This window comes from Commensalibacter oyaizuii, assembly GCF_029953265.1.
GTDB lineage: Bacteria > Pseudomonadota > Alphaproteobacteria > Acetobacterales > Acetobacteraceae > Commensalibacter > Commensalibacter oyaizuii.
The window spans coordinates 2,239,835-2,259,396 of record NZ_JASBAO010000001.1; the positions used below are offsets into that span (position 1 = coordinate 2,239,835).

Annotated in this window: 14 protein-coding genes; 4 read left to right on the forward strand and 10 right to left on the reverse strand. The window is 37.6% G+C overall.

Annotated features, from left to right (window positions below; translation table 11 throughout):
• The first annotated feature begins 229 nt into the window (after window positions 1–229).
• The 3 genes from QJV27_RS10310 (at window position 230) to QJV27_RS10320 (ending at window position 2,870) form a co-directional block, all read left to right on the forward strand.
• Complete coding sequence (locus QJV27_RS10310; protein WP_408869640.1) at window positions 230–1,696, forward strand: lytic transglycosylase domain-containing protein; 1,467 nt, start codon at window positions 230–232, stop codon at window positions 1,694–1,696.
• A gap of 632 nt (window positions 1,697–2,328) precedes the next feature.
• Window positions 2,329–2,565, forward strand: a complete 237-nt coding sequence (locus QJV27_RS10315; protein WP_281448842.1) for a hypothetical protein — start codon at window positions 2,329–2,331, stop codon at window positions 2,563–2,565.
• Window positions 2,566–2,585: 20 nt separating this feature from the next.
• The gene (locus QJV27_RS10320) at window positions 2,586–2,870 is read left to right on the forward strand and encodes a hypothetical protein (RefSeq protein ID WP_281448843.1); all 285 of its coding nucleotides are present in this window, start codon (window positions 2,586–2,588) and stop codon (window positions 2,868–2,870) included.
• Window positions 2,871–3,441: 571 nt separating this feature from the next.
• Here the strand turns inward: QJV27_RS10320 and QJV27_RS10325 are convergent.
• The 10 genes from QJV27_RS10325 to metH all read right to left on the reverse strand — a co-directional run bounded on the left by QJV27_RS10325 (window position 3,442) and on the right by metH (window position 16,836).
• Window positions 3,442–4,521 carry an NADH:flavin oxidoreductase/NADH oxidase gene (locus QJV27_RS10325; protein WP_281448844.1) on the reverse strand — a complete coding sequence of 360 codons (1,080 nt, stop codon included), beginning with the start codon at window positions 4,519–4,521 and terminating at the stop codon, window positions 3,442–3,444.
• A gap of 262 nt (window positions 4,522–4,783) precedes the next feature.
• Window positions 4,784–5,440 (reverse strand): oxygen-insensitive NAD(P)H nitroreductase, encoded by a 657-nt coding sequence (nfsB, locus tag QJV27_RS10330; protein WP_281448845.1) that lies wholly within the window; start codon window positions 5,438–5,440, stop codon window positions 4,784–4,786.
• Window positions 5,441–5,724: 284 nt separating this feature from the next.
• Window positions 5,725–6,504, reverse strand: coding sequence for a glycosyltransferase family 25 protein (locus tag QJV27_RS10335; RefSeq protein ID WP_281448846.1), 780 nt, complete (start codon window positions 6,502–6,504; stop codon window positions 5,725–5,727).
• A 215-nt stretch (window positions 6,505–6,719) separates the two neighbouring features.
• Window positions 6,720–7,016, reverse strand: a complete 297-nt coding sequence (locus QJV27_RS10340; protein WP_281448847.1) for a hypothetical protein — start codon at window positions 7,014–7,016, stop codon at window positions 6,720–6,722.
• A 218-nt stretch (window positions 7,017–7,234) separates the two neighbouring features.
• A complete protein-coding gene (locus QJV27_RS10345; protein WP_281448848.1) occupies window positions 7,235–7,918 on the reverse strand; it encodes an SDR family NAD(P)-dependent oxidoreductase in 684 nt (227 codons plus the stop codon).
• A gap of 3 nt (window positions 7,919–7,921) precedes the next feature.
• Window positions 7,922–9,391, reverse strand: coding sequence for an amidophosphoribosyltransferase (gene purF, locus QJV27_RS10350; protein ID WP_281448849.1), 1,470 nt, complete (start codon window positions 9,389–9,391; stop codon window positions 7,922–7,924).
• Window positions 9,392–9,461: 70 nt separating this feature from the next.
• Window positions 9,462–10,079, reverse strand: coding sequence for a CvpA family protein (locus QJV27_RS10355; protein WP_281448850.1), 618 nt, complete (start codon window positions 10,077–10,079; stop codon window positions 9,462–9,464).
• A gap of 338 nt (window positions 10,080–10,417) precedes the next feature.
• Window positions 10,418–12,157, reverse strand: a complete 1,740-nt coding sequence (locus QJV27_RS10360; protein ID WP_281448851.1) for a Na/Pi cotransporter family protein — start codon at window positions 12,155–12,157, stop codon at window positions 10,418–10,420.
• Window positions 12,158–12,560: 403 nt separating this feature from the next.
• Window positions 12,561–12,950 (reverse strand): hypothetical protein, encoded by a 390-nt coding sequence (locus tag QJV27_RS10365; protein WP_281448852.1) that lies wholly within the window; start codon window positions 12,948–12,950, stop codon window positions 12,561–12,563.
• Between the two features lie 388 nt (window positions 12,951–13,338).
• Window positions 13,339–16,836, reverse strand: coding sequence for a methionine synthase (gene metH / locus QJV27_RS10370; RefSeq protein WP_281448853.1), 3,498 nt, complete (start codon window positions 16,834–16,836; stop codon window positions 13,339–13,341).
• 446 nt (window positions 16,837–17,282) lie between these two features.
• On the opposite strand from metH, the gene QJV27_RS10375 reads away from it, so the two are divergent.
• Window positions 17,283–19,562 carry a peptidase domain-containing ABC transporter gene (locus QJV27_RS10375; RefSeq protein ID WP_281448854.1) on the forward strand — a complete coding sequence of 760 codons (2,280 nt, stop codon included), beginning with the start codon at window positions 17,283–17,285 and terminating at the stop codon, window positions 19,560–19,562.

Here is a 19,562-nt window from a genome sequence, read left to right on the forward strand (position 1 = left end):
GTTCTTGATCATCATTTCTATTGCAAAAAAAAGCTTTATCTTGTAGGTATTATTATAATTAAATTAGTTTGTTGATTCCTTATAAAAAAGTTATTTAACAAACCGTAAAAGCGCAGTATTTTATTATGATATCAATATAAAGTATTGATTCAAATAAATTTGGGATAGATGCATCATGGCGCACGCTAGAAATAATTGTCGACCTTCATTTGTGGGTTCTTATCATTATATGAACAGGATTTTGCATAAAAAATTGTCAGCTTCTTTAGTTTTGCGTCTAGGAAGTGTCGGCAGCATCGCAGCATTACTTGCAGCTTGTTCATCTACGCCTTCAACGCGTCAACAGCAAGTTCCCATAGCGCAAGAAGTTGCTACTTATAAAGCGCGTGCTCGATCTTATTACGCCCCTCCTGGACCAGCTAGTGACCCTTGGGGGCCATATATTAAAGAGGCATCAAAGCGATTTGACGTTCCCGAAGAATGGATTCGTGGCGTCATGAAGCAGGAATCTGGTGGAAATTCCTTTGCAACATCTGGCCCAGGAGCAATGGGCTTGATGCAGTTAATGCCACCAACATACGATGAAATGAGAATTGCTTATAATTTAGGGGACGATGCTTATGATCCTCATGATAATATTATGGCAGGTACAGCATATATCCGACAAATGTATGATATATATGGATCGCCTGGGTTCTTAGCCGCTTATAACGGTGGTCCTGGTCGTTTAGATGATTTTCTAACTCGTAATAGAGCATTACCCTTAGAAACGCGTCGTTATGTTGCATCTATAGGTCCACGTATTCAGGGGATCAATCCAAAACGACGTTCACAGGCTGATCTATTGGTTGAAAGCCGACAATTTGGTGGGGGATTGGACCAAACGCAATACGCATCTGCTGCGCAGCCACTTTCGTATCGATCTAGGGGATTATCCCCACAAGCAAACGCAGTGCAACAGGCGTGGGCTAATAGACAAAGCGGTGGGCAGTCTGCAGATAGTTTAAATATGGCCAGCCTAAATCGTGTCGATACGGGTACGACTGATAGTTTAAATCGACAAAGTTTACGCAGTGCTGGTGGACGTCCAGTGCAAGTTGCAATGCTACCTCCTCAAGGGCAGGTCAGTGCTTCGGGAACAGGATACCCTACTCAATGGAAAAGTTTTGATCGCCAACCAAATCGCTATAAAGGCGAAACCAATAAAGATGTAACGTCTGTGTGGGAGTCGAGAGGGTTTCAACCGACACCTTCACGTCCTGTAATGGCAAGAGAAGAAAGTGTTGTCCCAGTAGCGCCACCGCCCGTTATTATTGCATCAGCACCATCTACAAATACATATAAAAACAGAAATTATTATAAACCAGTTTCTTATCAATTATCCCCATCAACGAGTTCATCAAGGACTGCTAAGAAAGTCGTTGCCCCCTCAAAAACAAGTAAGGTTTCTGTTGCTGGTGGATGGGGAATTCAGGTCGGTGCATTTGCTTCGTCTTCCCAAGCACGCAGTGCTGCAGGAAAAGCAAAAAGTCAAGCTGCTTTACACGCTGGATCACAACAGGTCGAAGCTGTAACCGTTGGACGAAATAAACTTTACCGGGCTAGAGTCACAGGGTTAAGTCAGACAGCGGCTAAAAGTGCCTGCCAGAAGCTATCTTCTTGTATGTTACTGTCCCCATCGAAAATTAATTCGTAATTATAATTATTTTATATTTTGATTTAGGATTCGATACCTCATACCTAAACGGGCTATGTTCATTTTTTAAGTTGACTGTCTCATCTGGTTTGGACTTATACCTCAATTCGAAATGATCACTTGGCGCAATTTTGATGATCAGCATTGGTGTCTGTAGAAAACTTTTCGTTTAAATAAACATTTAATAATCCACAACAATTAACTCACGTCATAGTAAGCCACTCTATGTAGAAGGTAGATTAGGGTGTTTATGAGAAACATGAAAATTGTTGTTAGCACTGTCTTTCAAGATTTAGGGAATGACGCCAACCAATCTGATAGACACAGAGAAATTAGCTAATGCGTTATTGCTTGGAGAGCTTGATGCATGTCGCGACATCAAACCTGATATTGTTTTACATAGGTTTTAGCCAATTACTGGTTTAGCACGTCGTATGGTGGAGCCTGAAATTACGGGAATTTGCTTTGTTCCACTACCTTTGGTGCCTGTATTTTTGATATGCTACCTGATGTGTTGGAACAAATAAAAATATTTTCCCATTTACCAAAATACTTACGGCTGTTATTTTTTAAGTTAATCCCTCTATTTATAAAAAAACGCGTTCCTATATTGCATCAAAATAATATTAGAAATGCGGTCATGCCCCTCGGATGGAACAAAGAGCCGTGTAAAAGTTTTTGATTTATTGAAAGCAGTTTTGATTATTGTGAATGATTTACCAGATTTTTATCAACTGGATAAGTTTCCTTCCAAGGTGAAATTCACTGGGTCTTTATTTTTTATATCTGATGGTGAAATTGAGATTGATCCCGATATTTTAAATGTTTTTGACTCAAATATTGCTGAACCCAAAATTTTTGCACGCTAAGTAGTGCAGGTTCAGAAGAAATGTTAAGGCCTATTTTGGAGGCCTTTACATATGGGGTCGGGTTAAACTGGAACGCAGTTATTCTTTTATCTCATTATTCTGTTGATAAATGTCTAAACATTTTAAATCGCAGAGATAGAGTGTATGTTATCAATAAATTTATTCCTGCATTGAAAGTTAATCTAATGGCTGATGTTATATTATGTCACGGTGGCCAGGGGACTTTACAAACAGCATTTTATGTTGGAACGTCTGTTGTTGGTGTAGCAATGCAGCAGGAACAATTTATTGATTTGGCAATATAGAATCACACGGCGCTGGCATCCGCATTCCTTTCAGAAAATGGAATTCTCAGCATATTCAGGCGTCTATTCTGCGTATCTTAAAAAATGAAGAATTTAAAAAATCAGCTTTATTTTTTCAGAAATGTATTCAATTGAGCAATGGTGCAAAAAATGCCACAGATACTATTTGGCATTTTATCAAAAATAAAAAAAATCTGTAAAATAACCTATAGTAACTTTTTGAAATTATTTGCACCTTAAAGGACGAGGAGGATTTCATTTGTGCTTGTAGCAGGTAACCCAATCCGTAATACTAACCATTAGTATTGGATTAGGTGACCACTTTATCGTGCAATATTAATCCTATTCATCGACGCACTGATTACATAGAAATGGAATGAGTCATCTTTTAAATTACATATGTATCATCAAAAGAACGTATTAAAGTCAAATTAAATGATAAATAAACTCGATTTATCTTCAAGTTTTCAACAAATCCATCGTATTTCGCAAAAATAAGGACATAATGTAGGGATGAAAACATCAGTTACAAATGAGATTTGTTCGTCTTTAATTACTCAGCTCGCTTATTCTAGTTACGTTTACCTCTCCAATATTGTGGGACTGTGGTTATCTTCCGATTTAGCCTTTGAGCTGCTACCCATGGCCAATGAGGGTTCGCCAGTATAGATCGCCCTATCGCAACAGCATCCGCCTGACCACTGGCAAGAATAGCTTCGGCTGTTTCTGGCTCGCTGATTAGACCAACAGCAATGGTTGGAATTGCAGCTTGTTTACGTATTTCGTGGGCAAAACTGACTTGGAATCCTGGCCCTGCTGGGATTTTTTGCTGTGGGCTTAATCCCGCTGTTGAAACATGAATAGCAGGGCATCCCAGTGCTTTTAATGCTTTACATAAAATAATTGCTTCATCAAGATTCCAACCTTTATCCACCCAATCCGTAGCGGAAATACGAACCCATACAGGAATCTGCACCGCATCATATACAGCTTTATAAATCTCTAGGGCAAAACGCATCCGATTTTCAAGAGAGCCGCCATAGGAATCCTGTCGATGGTTGGAAAGAGGGGATAGAAATTCATGAACTAAATATCCATGTGCCATGTGCAGTTCAATACCATTAATACCAATAGCCTCTGATCGTTTTGCACTGTTTACAAAGGCTTGGGTTGTTTGGTGGATATCCTCTATTGTCATTGCTGTAGGGGCGGGATCATCCGGTAAAAATGGGATTGCTGATGGAGCAATAGGTTGCCAGCTTAAAGGATCAGATTGAGGTATGAGTCGTTCCCCTTTTTCCTGTGCTTTCCAAGGTTCATATGTAGAAGCTTTTCTGCCTGCATGGGCCAATTGAATAGCGATGGGCATGGACGAATATTGGCGAACAGATCGAAGAACATCTGCCATTGCCTGTTGGGTCTCATCAGACCATAATCCAACACAATAGGGCGAGATACGTCCCTCTGGGGATACACCGGTGGCTTCTATAATAAATAATCCAGCACCAGAGGTTAACATACTGCCAATATGGATGCGATGCCAATCACTCATTTTGCCGTCTTGGGCACTGTATTGGCACATGGGCGGGATAATAATTCTATTTTCTAGGGTAAGATTCCCAATAGACCATGGCTCAAATAAATGTATCATTTTCTTTCCTTGGTTATAAAAGTGATAAAAATGAGTAGGGAAGAATTATGGTATCGTTTTAACTGGACAATGTGCAAGTAACTTTGTGATTTTAAAGCAGCACAATTTGGTGTCTAGAATATTAAATATTCTTAATGCCAGAAGGTTAGTTGTAATTATTATGACTTGAAGATAGATTTTACACTTCTATTCGTTTTTTTGAATAGGATGTAAAATCATTTTAACAAGGTGAAAAAGTAAAAATTGTAAATCAATCGGTCATTTAAAAGAAAGAAAATATTTGCTCTTTAGGCAAACGCGATTTAGGAAGTTCTGCATTATAATCATCATCTGCGCGATAACCCAAGGCTATCGTAACCAAACTTTTATATCCTTGATCATGTAAATTAAACTCGTTGTCCAATATTTTATGATCAAATCCTTCAATTGGGGTTGCATCAATTCCTAAAGTAGCAGCACCTAATAATAGGGTTCCCAAAGCAATATATGCTTGTTTGTCCATCCATGTTTGAAGATCGTGAAAGATTTCTTTGTGCATGTGAATATATCGACTATAAAGATCAACAGTTTTTTGTTTTTTTTCAGGTGAAGCAATACGTCCATCTTGTTCTTCTTGATCTAAAATATTTTGAATATACGCTTTGTCCATATCTGTTTTTGCACAAATAACAACGACATGAGAGGCATCAATAACCTTGCTGTGATTATAAGAATACATGTCACCTTCCATGGATTTTGCTATACGACTTTTTCCATTCGGAGTCTCGGCAATAATAAAATGATAAGGTTGTGAATTAATTGATGTTGGCGTGTATTGAAGTGCGTCAATTAATTGTTCGAATAAGTCAGCCGGAATTTTTTTACTCGGATTATATTTTTTGGTTGTGTATCGCTTGCGAACAATAGCTTTTAAATCCATAATATCCTCTATAAATGAGTAGTTTAAAATTATATGTTAAGATGTAACTGAATATAATAGTATATTCATTAAACAAGTATTTTGAAAATAGCTTTTTTGTGTATTTATTTATACAGCAAGCTGTATTTTTTTATGAAAAAAATAAATAAAATACTATGCAGGAAAAAGACGCTGTCAAAAATATTATTAATTTTACGGTAGTATTTTTATTTTTGACAGCATGTAGGGAACAGACATAGGAAATCTGTACGAAGACTTTGTGGTTTAATTATGTAAAAAGTTTGTTATGTTGATGACAATGTTGAGATTGTTGGTAACACGGCGATCATTGGTAATGAAATATAAGCATTTAGAATATGAAGGTGACGATTAACTTCGATATCTAAGCTTTTATTAGAACGATGTTGTATGGGGCTAAACGCATAAAAGTTCGTTCCATGAGGGCGATCTTGATAGCTTGGTGCAATATCATTGGCAATTGGTAAAGTAAGTTTTAGTAACTGCTCTGCCCCTTTGGGTGAAATCGTATAGCACCCTAAGCCAGCAAAAGACAAAACTTTGATGATTTGAGGTGAAATTATATTTTTTTGATATAATTCAACGTCAATTAGATCGTTGTTTGCCGTATCAATTTCTTGGGTAGTGTTTCCACAAAAATTGTAAATTGCCTCTGGTATACTCGGAAGTAATTTTAGACAAAGATTCCAGTTCAGATCATACCCCCAAATCATTAATTCATAATTGGGGTGTAGTAATAAAGAGCGTTGTTGATGAGATAAAAAATCTTTGTGAGTAACTGCATTGCTTTCGAAAATAGTAATTGGCTGTTGTGTTTCAACGGCATGCTTCCATAAAGAGATATGAGCCTCAGTCAATGAAAGTTCGTAAGGGCTATATTGATTATCACTTGTGATAATATTTTGCGTAATTAATTTCTGGCGCTGCTGGGCGTTTGAAGCATGTGCCTCTACAGGGGTGATGGAAATATTTAAATGATTATTTGCTTGGTGGAAAGAATTAAGAGCATCTTGGTTTTTATATGTATAAATAACAAAATATTTCATTTTTAATCCAAATAAACCATTTAAATATTATGATAAGATATATTCTATCTATGTAAGTATTACGTTATAATCAAGATTATAAAAAATTAAGTTTATTTAATAAGTGGTTTCACAATGAAATATGATCGAAATTGATTTCTAGGAGAAACATTGCGTTTTATAAGATTATAAAAAAATGTAATATTGTAAAACGCAATGTTTGTATAAGGATCAGATTAAGCTTTAACTTCTTCTTCTGAACGTTTTAATCGAAACCAAGATGTTAATGATAATCCTGCAGTTACAATCTTTGCAATTATGGCAGAAACAAATATAACAAATAGGGTTACTAGATTAATCAGGGCTAAAGAATATAAATTTAACCAATCCCCGGGAAAGGGAATGCTAACAAGATGCTTGTAATGCTGTGAAACGACAGCAAGCGAATAAAAATCTACTGTTAACAAGTAGATGGTCCAAGCAATCATGCTGCTAAAAAAAGTCCCGTAGAGGAAACGATGAAGATTAGTCATTGTTTCGTCCTCCTTCTTATACAAAATTAAGAATTATTTCATTAAGTGTTTACCGTTTTTTATTACGACATTTCATCTATTTATAAAGTTAAAACAAAGCTACAATCTTCATTCAAAGTAATTTAAAATAATAAATTACATTAATGAAAAATTAGAATTCCAGTAATTTGAGGATATTTTATTTTACACTTCTACGAATAGAGGAATTCTGATTATATCTACTTTTGTGATAAAATCAAGGATATAATTTGTTTGGCAACTTCTTTTGGGGATGATAGAGCGTCTTTATTTTCTGCAGGGAAGAATGTTTGTCGTAAAACTGTATTCGTAGGAGGAGGGGTAAAAAGATCAATTTTAACCGATGAAAGAGCGGTAACCTCTGCTTTCCAACACAAGACCATCGTTTTTAAAGCAGCCTGTACTATAGCAACAGGCCCCCAAAAAGCTTCAGGTTCCACAGTATTTTGTAAAAAAATTGTATGTGCGTTGGGTGTTGCACATAACAAAGGCGATAAGGTGCGAATAAGGTATCTGCAATTGGTAAGATTTGTTTTTAGGTTTTTGTCCCAAACAGAATCGACAATTTGCGTAATTGGGGTTAAAGGCATGTATTGAAAAGCTGCATGGATAAAAATATCCAGTTGATTATATTGAGCTGCGATAGAGGGGCCAATAGGATCAATATATTGCTTGGGATCAGATGTTCCTAGATCTAAAGGTAATAACGTTGTTTCCCCTCCCATAGCACGAATAATGTCATCTGTACGCATTAAACCACTTTGAGTACGAGCACTCAGAATACAGTGCGCCCCTGCCTGTGCTAAAGCAATAGCGCAGGCTTGTCCAATACCACGACTGGCCCCGGTAATAAATGCTATTTTCCCATGCAGAGGGGAGGACATAAACTATTTCGTCTTAATTAATTGTTTGTCATGATCTGTTAACGGAATTGGATAATCCCCTGTAAAGCAAGCATCACAATATTGTGGATCAAAGTTATTTCTTTTTTCTTCTCCTAATGCGCGATATAAACCATCACAAGAAATAAAACCTAAAGAATCTGTGCCAATTAATTTACACATTTCATCGATGTTATGGGTATGAGCCAGTAACTTTTCTTGGGCGGGTGTATCGATTCCATAAAAGCAAGAATATTGTGTTGGAGGTGAGGCAATGCGTAGGTGTACTTCTGTTGCGCCTGCGGCTCTGACCATTTCTACAATTTTTTTGGAGGTTGTACCACGAACAATTGAATCATCAATTAGAATAACGCGTTTCCCTTCTAAAACACTGCGGTTTGTTGAGTGTTTTAATTTTACCCCCAGATGGCGGATTTGATCTGTAGGTTCAATAAAGGTACGTCCGATATAGTGACTGCGAATAATACCTAATTCAAAGGGTATCTTGCTAGCTGCAGCGTATCCTATTGCGGCTGGCACCCCAGAATCGGGAACAGGAACAACAACATCAGCATCGACGTTACATTCTTTGGCTAATTCAGCACCAATTTTTTTTCTAGCCATATAAACGGATTTGTTTTCAATGACAGAATCAGGGCGTGCAAAATAAACATATTCAAATATGCAAAAACGGTTGGCAACATTTGAAAATGGTTTGATGGATTGAATACCATCATCATTGATAATGATAACTTCACCAGGTTCAATATCGCGGACGAATTCGGCACCCATACTTGACAAAGCGCAGGTTTCGCTGGCTACGACCCAAGATTTCTTCTCTTTGCCTTGTGGTAGTTTACCCAATATTAAAGGACGTACACCTAACGGATCACGGGCAGCTATTAACATATCCTTAGATAAAGCAACCAGTGAATAGGCCCCTTGAACTTGTTTTAAGGCATCAATGAACCGATCGATAACGTTTGTGTAAAGTGAAATTGCAATTAAATGAATGAACACTTCACTGTCTGTGCTGGATTGAAATAAACATCCACGACGTACCAGTGATTGTTTTAATAATTGTGCATTTGTTAAATTACCATTATGTGCAACGGCAAATCCTCCAAACTCGAAATCACCATATAAGGGTTGAACATTTCGAATTTGTGTTTCGCCTGTTGTCGCATAGCGATTATGACCAATAGCACTGCCACCTGGTAATTTTGCAATAATTTGTGGGTCGGCAAAAACTTCGCCAACCAATCCCAATCCACGATGGGTGCAGAATTGATGTCCGTCAAAAGTCACGATACCGCTGGCTTCTTGGCCACGATGTTGTAATGCATGCAAACCCAGTGCTGTTAGTGATGCTGCATCTTGTGTAGTCCATACACCAACAACACCACATTCTTCGTGGAGTTTATCATCTTCGATAGAAAAACAGTCTTGGTTTTGTAAAGAAGCAGGGAGGGTCATAATAAATCCATGGTAAATAAGAGGAATATTGAGAATATTAGGTGCTAAAGTTTAAACATATATTTTAGGGTTAAGGTTGAGCGGATGTATTTGGGTCATTATTATCAGGATAAGAAAAGGTATCCTTTGTTGAGGATGGGGCTTGGGGGATTGTCATTCTAGGCGTTTTAAGTTGGGGGACTACAACCTCTCTTTGCATAGAGGTGGGTAGTAAGTCATTAATGTAAACAGCCCCTTTGTAAATATAGGGAACGACTTGGCTTTCTTGTAGTGTTTCTGGCCACTGATATCCTGGGACAAGAATACTGCCAACTAGATAAATAATGGCTAATCCAGCATATCCTTTCACCCCGCCACAAACAGCTCCTAATATTCTATCTAATCGCCCAAGTATAGAAAAGCGCGTTGAATTTTGTCCTACAATCACATTTGCCAGTGTATTTATAACAATGGACGCTAACAAAAAGATTGCAATGAATGCTATAATATTAGCTACAGACTCTGAGCTGATATAGGGTGTAATTTTAGGGGTTAAATCAGGATACCAACGATTTGCAAGGCTGGCCGCAATAATCCACCCAAACAAGCCAATAAATTCTCGAGTAAATCCTCTGGTCAATCCAGACAATGCCCCAAGGATAACAACACCAAGACAAACCAGATCAATCCAGTTCATAGTATCTAGCACTTGATTAAGGTATCCCTCTTTATTAATAAAGTGTTAAAAAGGTACTTTTAATTAAACAATTCATTTATATCAATGGTTCTTTATAAAATATTTTTGACCATTATGTCTATGGAATATAAGAGAATGAATATTTATCATCATATTATATATGCGTAATAGTGGTGATTTACAGAATAATCTTTTACACTTTAATATTAAAATGAAGTAAATGCAGGTAAATGGTTGCAATATATAAATCATTGACATTTTTGGAGTCTGAATTAGAAATATCAACAGATTATTTTAATACTGAAATATTACTAAAGTAACCTTGAATTGAGCAATCATATTTGCTTATATCAAAGCGAAGGTTTTACTGTATCTTGATCGATTGTTTCATTTATGTCTTGATTAATAGTCTCGTTTTGATTTCGGTCTTCAGGCTGTAGTCGGCTGGGTAATAATAACCCTGATTGATCTAGTACTGGATAGGCCGATGATGCGACAACATGAGTATTGGTGCGTTTTAAATCACGTGCCAATTCCAACATAAACGAACCAAATTGAATTTGTGTTTTCTTATCCTCTGTTTCTTCTCGCAGCCTGCGATAATAAATAGAATTTGCTTGATTTTCGGTTTCTCGAAAAATGTCTTTTTCTTCGGCTAATTTTCTGGCGATGCTTTCGTCCTCGTTCATCAACAATGTCGCTGCAATACGCAGATTTTTATGAATACGGATCATCATATCTTCTAGTAAATCCATCATTTCTTTGGGCAGGACAATACGTTGCTTGACCATTTTTTGCACAGTTGGCAAAACATTACGATCTAAGACATCCCCAGCATTGGCGATTTGGGTGCAAAAAGTTAGAATTCTCTCAATTTGATTTAGTTCTTTGCGGTTTAAAGATTCGGGATCAAGTGCTGTGACATAGCTTTGGATTGAACTGGTCAGTCTGTCGAGAGTATTATCGACTCTACGTGCTTCACTTGCGATTTGGGGGGTTTTGCTTTTTAGGGCATTATCCACGCCGCTCAGCATTTTTTCCAGCGCATCACATAAACGTAAAGATTCTCGTGTAGCATTACCGATGGCTAACATAGGGGATTGCTTAATGGCTGATTTATCTAAATAAATAGGTTTAGATGGATCTTCAGCTTTCTCGGTTTTAGGTCTGGGTAAGATGCGTTTCAAGAGTTCTGCATATGGTGTTAAGAAAGGCAGAAAAACAGCTGCTGTAACTATATTAAATAACGTATGAAAATTGGCTATCGATCGATTAGCATCAGGATAATAATGTACAAACCAATTTGTAATTGGGGATAGGAAAACTAAAATAATTATAGCCCCAATTACACGATTTAATAAATTACCAATAGGTAAGCGTTTGGCAACTGCATCTTTGCCTGCCCCTTCTATTACAGGATTAAGGGCTGTACCAATATTCGATCCTAGCACCATTGCAAAAGCAGTTTCTGCCGATATCACATTGTGGGAAGCAAAAGAAGCAATTAATAAAATAACAGCAACAGATGAATGCATAATCCACGTTAAAACCATGGCAATAACGACTGCGATCAAGGGTAAGTCGGCAATACTTCCCAACATTAATCGTAGTGTAGGCTGATTTGTGTATGGATGTAAAATAACTAAAAATTGGTGTAATGAGATTAAAATTAATCCCAATCCAATAAAGGTTCGTCCCAAATCACGAAAGTAATTTGTACAACGCCTAAACATAATGACGCCAATAAGGACAAAAAGTGGAGCAATGCGCGATACATCGAAAGAAAGGAGTTGAACAATCAATGTAGTACCAACATTGGCACCCAACATAACCGCCAAAGCAGAAGGCAAACCAATAACCCCATTTGCCGTAAAGCTGGTAATCATCAATCCCGTTGCAGTCGATGATTGCAAAATGGCAGTAATCCCCAGACCAGCAAAAAAAGCTTGAACTCTGTTACGTAATGTTTTGGACAAAATTTGATTCAACCTTGCCCCAAACGCACGCTGTACGCCAGTTTGCACCATATGCACCCCCCATAATAGGAGGGCAACACTACCCGCAAGGTCTATGATAGTAACAAAGTCCAATGACTGTCCTCGTGTAATATTCAAATTTTATAAAGATATTAAAATGTTTCAATATGAAAACTGCTTAGGGGGTATGATTATACATATATCTAGTTTTATCATACAATTCTTTTATTAAGGTAATATTTTGATTTTTTTAAGTGTAAATAATGGTAGATAATATGATGGTTGAAAGCTAAATATAAATTCACCTTATAGATAAATAAATATTTACAAATATTAAACCTTTTGTTAAGGTTTGTTTATCTTCCTTAAGTAATTTTTTCAAAAAATTATTCAGATTGATCTATTAAAATTTGAAGTGTCTTGTTTTATTAATATAAGTTTTTACTAAGAGATTAAGAATAGGCAGTGTGGTTGGCCTTTTACATTGTAGTGTAAAAGGCCAACTTTTTATACAAGGTTATCGGTTCAATTCTTGAAGTTTATGTCGAATTGTTTGGCTAACAACGATATTTTTACTTTTTTTCAGGTTAAACATTTCCCAAGCTTTGGCTTCGCTACGATTAGCTTCAAAGTACGCAATCCGCGTTGTTTCTCCCAAGGGATGGCTACAATAAAATTGATTATTTTTATGGCTTTTCAGTGTATATTCTGACGCAGTAATAGAGTTTAGATCTATCACATCCAAAATATCTGATTTATTATGAATTAGCGCTGTTTTCATATCGAGAGTAGAGAGGTAGACTTTTGACCGATCTTTTGACAGTTTGCGCAAATAAAGCTTCTTATCAATAAGGTCTAAAATCGAATTTTCTCTCTTTTTTGTAATATAGTAATGTTTAATGATCATTTTTTTTCTCAAATAAGTTATTTGTTTGAGTTATTATATGGTATTTCATTTTTGTTAATCAATAAGAGAGACAATAAATTGACAATTAGTCGATATATTTTTCATCTATTATCTACTAATCTTACAATAAATATAGTTTAGAAACTATAATTTTAAATAGTGTTTAAAATAATTTTTATTTGAATACTTACTAAGAACAATTACATATTTTATAGATTGAGTATTTTACATAATATTTTTAACTGATGTCAGTTTATTTATTATAGGTATAAAATATGTCAACCGTTGGATTACATTTTACCAAGGTCAAGGGGAAGTGTCTGAAAACAACCGTTTTATTAAATTTTTTCCATTACTTACGGATAAGTAATGGAAAAAAAATTACATATTAAATAATGAAATATTTTGCTTTTGGGTGGAAAATTACTAACGCAGATGTTGACTGCTCGGGGTGCAGTTGCCATTCATCAGATAGGGTTATTCCCAATTGATCGGCTTTTAATAATTCAAGAATATATTTTTGATCTTCTAAATTAGGGCAGGCAGGATATCCAAAAGAATATCGAGAACCACGATAACCTTGCATTAATAATTTGTTCATATCGGGGTCGTCCTCACTAATGTAACCTAGTTCAGAGCGCATGCGTTGATGGGTATATTCGGCCATTGCTTCTGTCATTTCAACGGACAATCCATGTAAATATAGATAATCCTGGTAACGGTTTTCTTCAAACCAAACTCTAGCTGTATCAGATGCTTGTTGTCCAACGGTTACAACTTGCAGTCCAATAACATCACGAACAGGATCTTGAATATCGCGAACAAAATCTGTAATACAAAATCTGTTGGCACCATGTTGTCTGGGCAAGGTAAAACGGCATAATTCTGTTTGACCATCTTCATCAAATAGAATTAAGTCTTCGCCTTCTGCTGCGGCTTTCCAATATCCATATAATGCTTGGGGTTGCAGAATATTCTCTTTTTCACATTCGTCCATTAATTTGTGTAAGATAGGACGTAAAGACGTTTTGGCATTTTCTAAAAACTCTTCTAGAGTCTTGCCTTGCTTTTTCATTCCCCATTGTAATTGGTATAAAGAACGTTCGTTAAGAAAAGGCAATATTGCTTTCATTTTTGCCTCAAGTTTGCGGACACCCCAAAAAGGTGGTGTGGGAACATCCTCTTTTGGGGCCATATCTTGACGACGTTTAGTTGCTTCTTCGGCAGAGATGGGTATTGCTGTGATGGTCTCTTTCTTGTTATTTCGTTTAGGACGTTTATTTTGTACCTTTTGTGCAGCTACGTAATCATCTAGCTGACCACTAGCGATTTTCTCCATTAATGTTAAACCATCAAAAGCATCGCGTGCATAGGCAACTAAACCATTGTTTTTTTTGTATACTTCTGCGCAATCTTCATCTACATAGGCACGGGTTAAGGCTGCGCCACCTAATAAAACAGGAATATTTAATCCTTGTTCTGCCATTTCAAGCAAATTATCCTTCATAATTACGGTTGATTTAACCAGTAATCCAGACATGCCAATAGCATCGGCACGATGTTCTTTGGCTGCATTAATCATATCAGCGACAGGAACTTTTATTCCTAAGTTAACAACGCGAAATCCATTATTGCTTAGGATGATATCAACAAGATTTTTGCCTATATCGTGAACATCACCTTTGACCGTGGCTAAGACCATAGTGCCTTTGGTATCTTCGTTCGTTTTTTCCATGAAAGGCTCTAAAAAAGAGACTGCTGCTTTCATGGTTTCTGCTGATTGTAACACGAAAGGTAGCTGCATTTTGCCCGAACCAAAGAGTTCACCAACGGTTTTCATTCCGTTCAACAAAAGGTTATTGATGATTTCCAATGGTGGATAGGTTTCCATAGCTCTTTTTAAATCGTCTTCTAACCCTTTACGATTACCATCTACGATACGGTCATGTAATTGTTCCTCGATCGTAGAGGCAATAGGGCGGGTAGCTGCTTGTGAGGCTTTACGATCGGCAAAAATTTCGAGAACTTTTTTAAGTGGATCATAGTCACCCTCCCTGCGATCAAAGATGAGATCTTCCATGACCTTGATTTCTGCTTCGTCAATTAAATGTAAAGGGCGGATCTTAGATACATGAACAATGGCAGCCGTCATGCCCATTTTTTGAGCGTGATGTAGGAAAACAGAGTTTAAAACCGCACGAGCAGCAGGATTTAATCCAAAAGAGATATTCGATAATCCCAAAACTATCTGAATGTCGGGAAAAGCATCGCGGATCGCTTTAATGCCTTCCAATGTCCATAATCCTAATTTGCGATCATCTTCTACCCCTGTGGCGATGGTAAAGGTTAGTGGATCAATCATTAAATCAGACTGTGGTAATCCATATCGATTGCAGGCAAAATCAACCAGCCGTTGGGTAATGCGTAATTTGTCTTCGGGCGTTTTTGCCATTCCCACTTCATCAATGGTTAATGCAATGACCGATGCACCAAATTTACGAGCCAAAACCATACGCTCGGCTGCTATTTCCTCGCCATCTTCGAAATTGATGGAGTTGATAATCGGTTTACCCCCATGAAGTTTCAAACAACTTTCAATGACATCGGTACCTGTTGAATCAATAACTAAGGGAGCATTGATTGACGAAGTAAATCTGGGAATAATTTCGCGCATTTCAGCATCTTCATCGCGTCCAACAAAGGCCATACAGACATCAAGGGCGTTCGATCCTTCTTTTAGTTGTTCACGACCAACTGTAACGCATCCATCCCAATCTTGTTCGGCTTGAAGATCTCGCCATTTTTTTGAACCATTGGCATTGCAACGCTCGCCAATTGAAAATAAACTATTTTCTTGACGTAAAGGGGTTGAGGTAAACAGACTGGCAACGGATGGCACCCAGTGGTGGGTTCGTTCGATAATTTTTGGGCGGTCAGAGGTGGTCCCTTCGTTTTGGGCACGTTCACATAATATTTTATGCATTGCGGCAATATGATTGGGATTAGTGCCGCAACATCCTCCGATCATATTAATTTTTTGTTCCTCTATATAACGTGACATCCAATGTCCCATCTCTTCTGGAGATAGTGGGTAATGTGTTTTCCCATCAACAAGTTCAGGCAGGCCTGCATTGGGCTGCATAGAAATTAGTTTGGGCCAGTATTGAGATAACCATTTGATGGCTTCAGCCATTTCACGTGGCCCTGTTCCGCAATTCATGCCCATCATTTGAACATCAAGAGCATCAATAACGGTGGCAGCCGCGGCAATGTCACTGCCGACTAATAAAGTGCCTGTTGTTTCAATAGTAACTTGCACAAAAATTGGTAAGAAAATATTGGCTTCTTTTTGTGCTATTTTGGCGGCATTGACGGCGGCCTTGATTTGCAAGGGGTCTTGGCAGGTCTCAATTAAAAATCCATGAACACCCCCATCAATTAACCCGCGACATTGTTCTGTTATGGCGTTTTCCAAGGGATCATAAGCAATATTACCCAAAGAAGGTAGACGCGTTCCTGGGCCAATAGATCCAACAACAAAACGCTCCTTATTGTCAGCAAAGGATTCCGCGGCTTCGTTGGCAATCTCAGCTGCGCGTTTATTGATTTCACGTGTTTGGTCTTGCAGGTCAAACTCACTGAGGGTTGTGATCGATCCCCCAAAAGAATTGGTTTCGACAATATCTGCGCCTGCTGCAAAATATTGGCGATGGATATCTCTAACTAAATCAGGTCTGGATAAATTTAGAACTTCTGTACAGTTCTCTTTGCCCCAAAAATCTTTATCGATATCAAGGTCAAGCATTTGAACGATAGATCCCATTCCTCCATCACAAAGAAGAATATGGTGCTGTAATTTATTAAGAAGTTTGCTTTGTCCAGACATAAATGATCAAGCCTAATTTCAGAGAAGTGTAATATTATTTGATTTTTGGTTTATATCGCATAGATGTAAATAAGGATATGGATTTTAATCATTTATATTTTATTTTATACAAGATGAGTAGATTATAGAGGTAGTAAATGGTTTCCAATGTTCAAGATTATAGAATAGCCACTATCAATCGTAAAAAAAGTTATTTTATATGTATTGTTTAAAGTTTAGAAGTTGTTTTTTTGATTTTTGGGTTGTTAAAACTAATTTTTCTATATAATTGGAAATGGTTTGAATTATAATTATATACTTGATATGTTCCGTGGTGTTTCTGAAAGATCAGATTGTAATTGAAATAATTATATAATTATTTCATTTATTCTGTCTTTAACGCAGATTGTTGATTTTTCGAAGAAATACTAAGTTATTTTGTTGAGATTATTGATAGAGGATGGTCGGTGGATCAACCAAAAAATACTCCCCCTCAGGCAGGGTCTGGGAATGCCAAAGACGAAGCACAATCAACGCACGCCCGTCTTTCACCAATGATGATCCGTATTCGTGCTACAATGGCTGCTGCAAAGCATCATGGTATTGATTTGGATATGCGTGACCTTGCGACAGAACCTGGTGAAGATTCTCCCTCTCCAGCAACGCTCGCGCGTTGGTTGAATGGGCAAGGTTTAGTTGCCAAGGGAATGCGTCTTAAATGGCGCTATCTTATTCGTTTATACAATTCTCCTCCAGTTGTGTTGATGTTTAAGGACGGTTCTGCTGGGTTAATGGTTGGGGTTAATCCTCAAAAAAGGGTGGTTTTTTTAAGAGATCCATTGGGTAAAGAAACTGATCAACCTGTTGCCGTAGACGAATTCCGCTTACGTCAAGCTTGGACAGGCGATGTCTTGTTGGTTAAGCGAAATCGTAATCTGTCTGAAGCAGATGCCAAGATTAATTTTGCTTGGTTGTTTAAGATGGTGTTGCGAGAACGGGCATCGTTACGCGATATTGCAATTGCGTCAATGGTTATTAGTGTTTTGCAAATTTTTCCTGCTTTCATTGTGATGCAGGTTGTAAACCGCGTGATTGCGTTTCATTCGACAGCGACATTAATATCGATTACTGGACTTTTAATTGTCTTGTGCTTTTATGAAGTATTAATTAGTTATGCACGTCGTGAATTAACGGCTGTATTGGCTAACCGTCTGGATGCACGTATTTCAATTCACACTTATAATCGTTTATTGTCGTTACCGTTGGAATTCTTTGAACGTCAACAGGCGGGGCGGATTGTGGGTAAAGTATCTCAAATTTATCAGGTTCGTGATTTTATTACGGGGCGTTTATTATCAACATTTTTAGATTTATTTACCCTTGTCGTGATCTTGCCTTTTTTGTTTTACATCAGTGCAACTTTAGCATGGATGACAGTTGCAGCAGCAGGGGCAATTGGTTTGCTGGTTGTCGCATTTATGCCCCCTCTAATGAAGCTGTACAACAAACGTATTGAAGCAGAAATGACTCGTGGTTCGATGATGTATGAAACGGTTGCTGGCATTCGAACCGTTAAAACCTTGGCACTTGAACCTGCTAGACGGCAGGAATGGGACGAGGTCATTGCTGAGGTTTCTAAATGGCGTTTATCGACGTCAAGGATGCAAAATTGGCCTGAAACTTTAGTTATGCCGCTAGATTTCTTCATTAATCGTGGTGTTATTCTTATTGGTGCTTTTATTGCAATTAGCGATCCTACTTCTGGCGTAGATGCTGGGTCTGTTGTTGCTTTTATGATGTTAGGTGGCCGTGTTGCTGCACCTTTGGTAGGGTTAGCAAAGTTAATGTCGTCGATGCTAGAAGTGCAAACTTCTTTGGGGCAAGCTGGTGAGATATTAAACAACCCAACAGAAACGAAAGAATTAACGACAGGATTACGCCCTAAAATTATCGGAGCGCTTTCCTTTGAGGGAGTTAATTTTACTTATCCTGGTGGTAGTAATAGAGCATTAAAAGATTTAACCTTTTCTATACCTGCTGGAACGATGTTAGGGCTAGTTGGTCGAAGTGGTTCCGGTAAATCAACGATTACGCGTTTGCTACAGGGGGTCAGTCGTAACTATACTGGTTTTCTGAGGCTAGATGGGGTAGATCTGCGCGAAATTAATTTGACACATTTGCGTCGTTCTTTTGGTGTCGTGTTACAAGATAACTTCTTATTTCGTGGAACTATTCGGGATAATATCACAGCTGGTCGTCCAGGATTGACGATGGATGATGTTATTCGCGCTGCTCGTTTAGCAGGGGCAGAAGAGTTTATTGAGCGTATGCCTGCTGGATATGATACTTTTATTGAGGAAGGATCGACTAATATTTCTGGTGGGCAGCGGCAACGGTTAGCGATTGCACGTGCAGTAATTTTAGATCCAAAATTTATGATTTTAGATGAAGCAACTTCAGCTTTAGATCCAGAGAGTGAAGCACTAGTTAATGCCAACTTGGAGCGTATTGCAAAGGGGCGCACAATGGTTATTGTTTCACATAGATTATCTTCTTTGGTAAATTGTGATAAAATTTTGGTTCTGGATCAGGGGGTTATGCAATCTATTGGTAATCATGAAGAGTTATTGGAAAATTGTGAAATTTACAGAACCTTGTGGCTGCAACAAAATAGACATACTCAAGCGCGCGAGCAGGCTAAAAAAGATAATTCAGCTGATGATTCATTGGTTCCAGAGGGGGCGTAA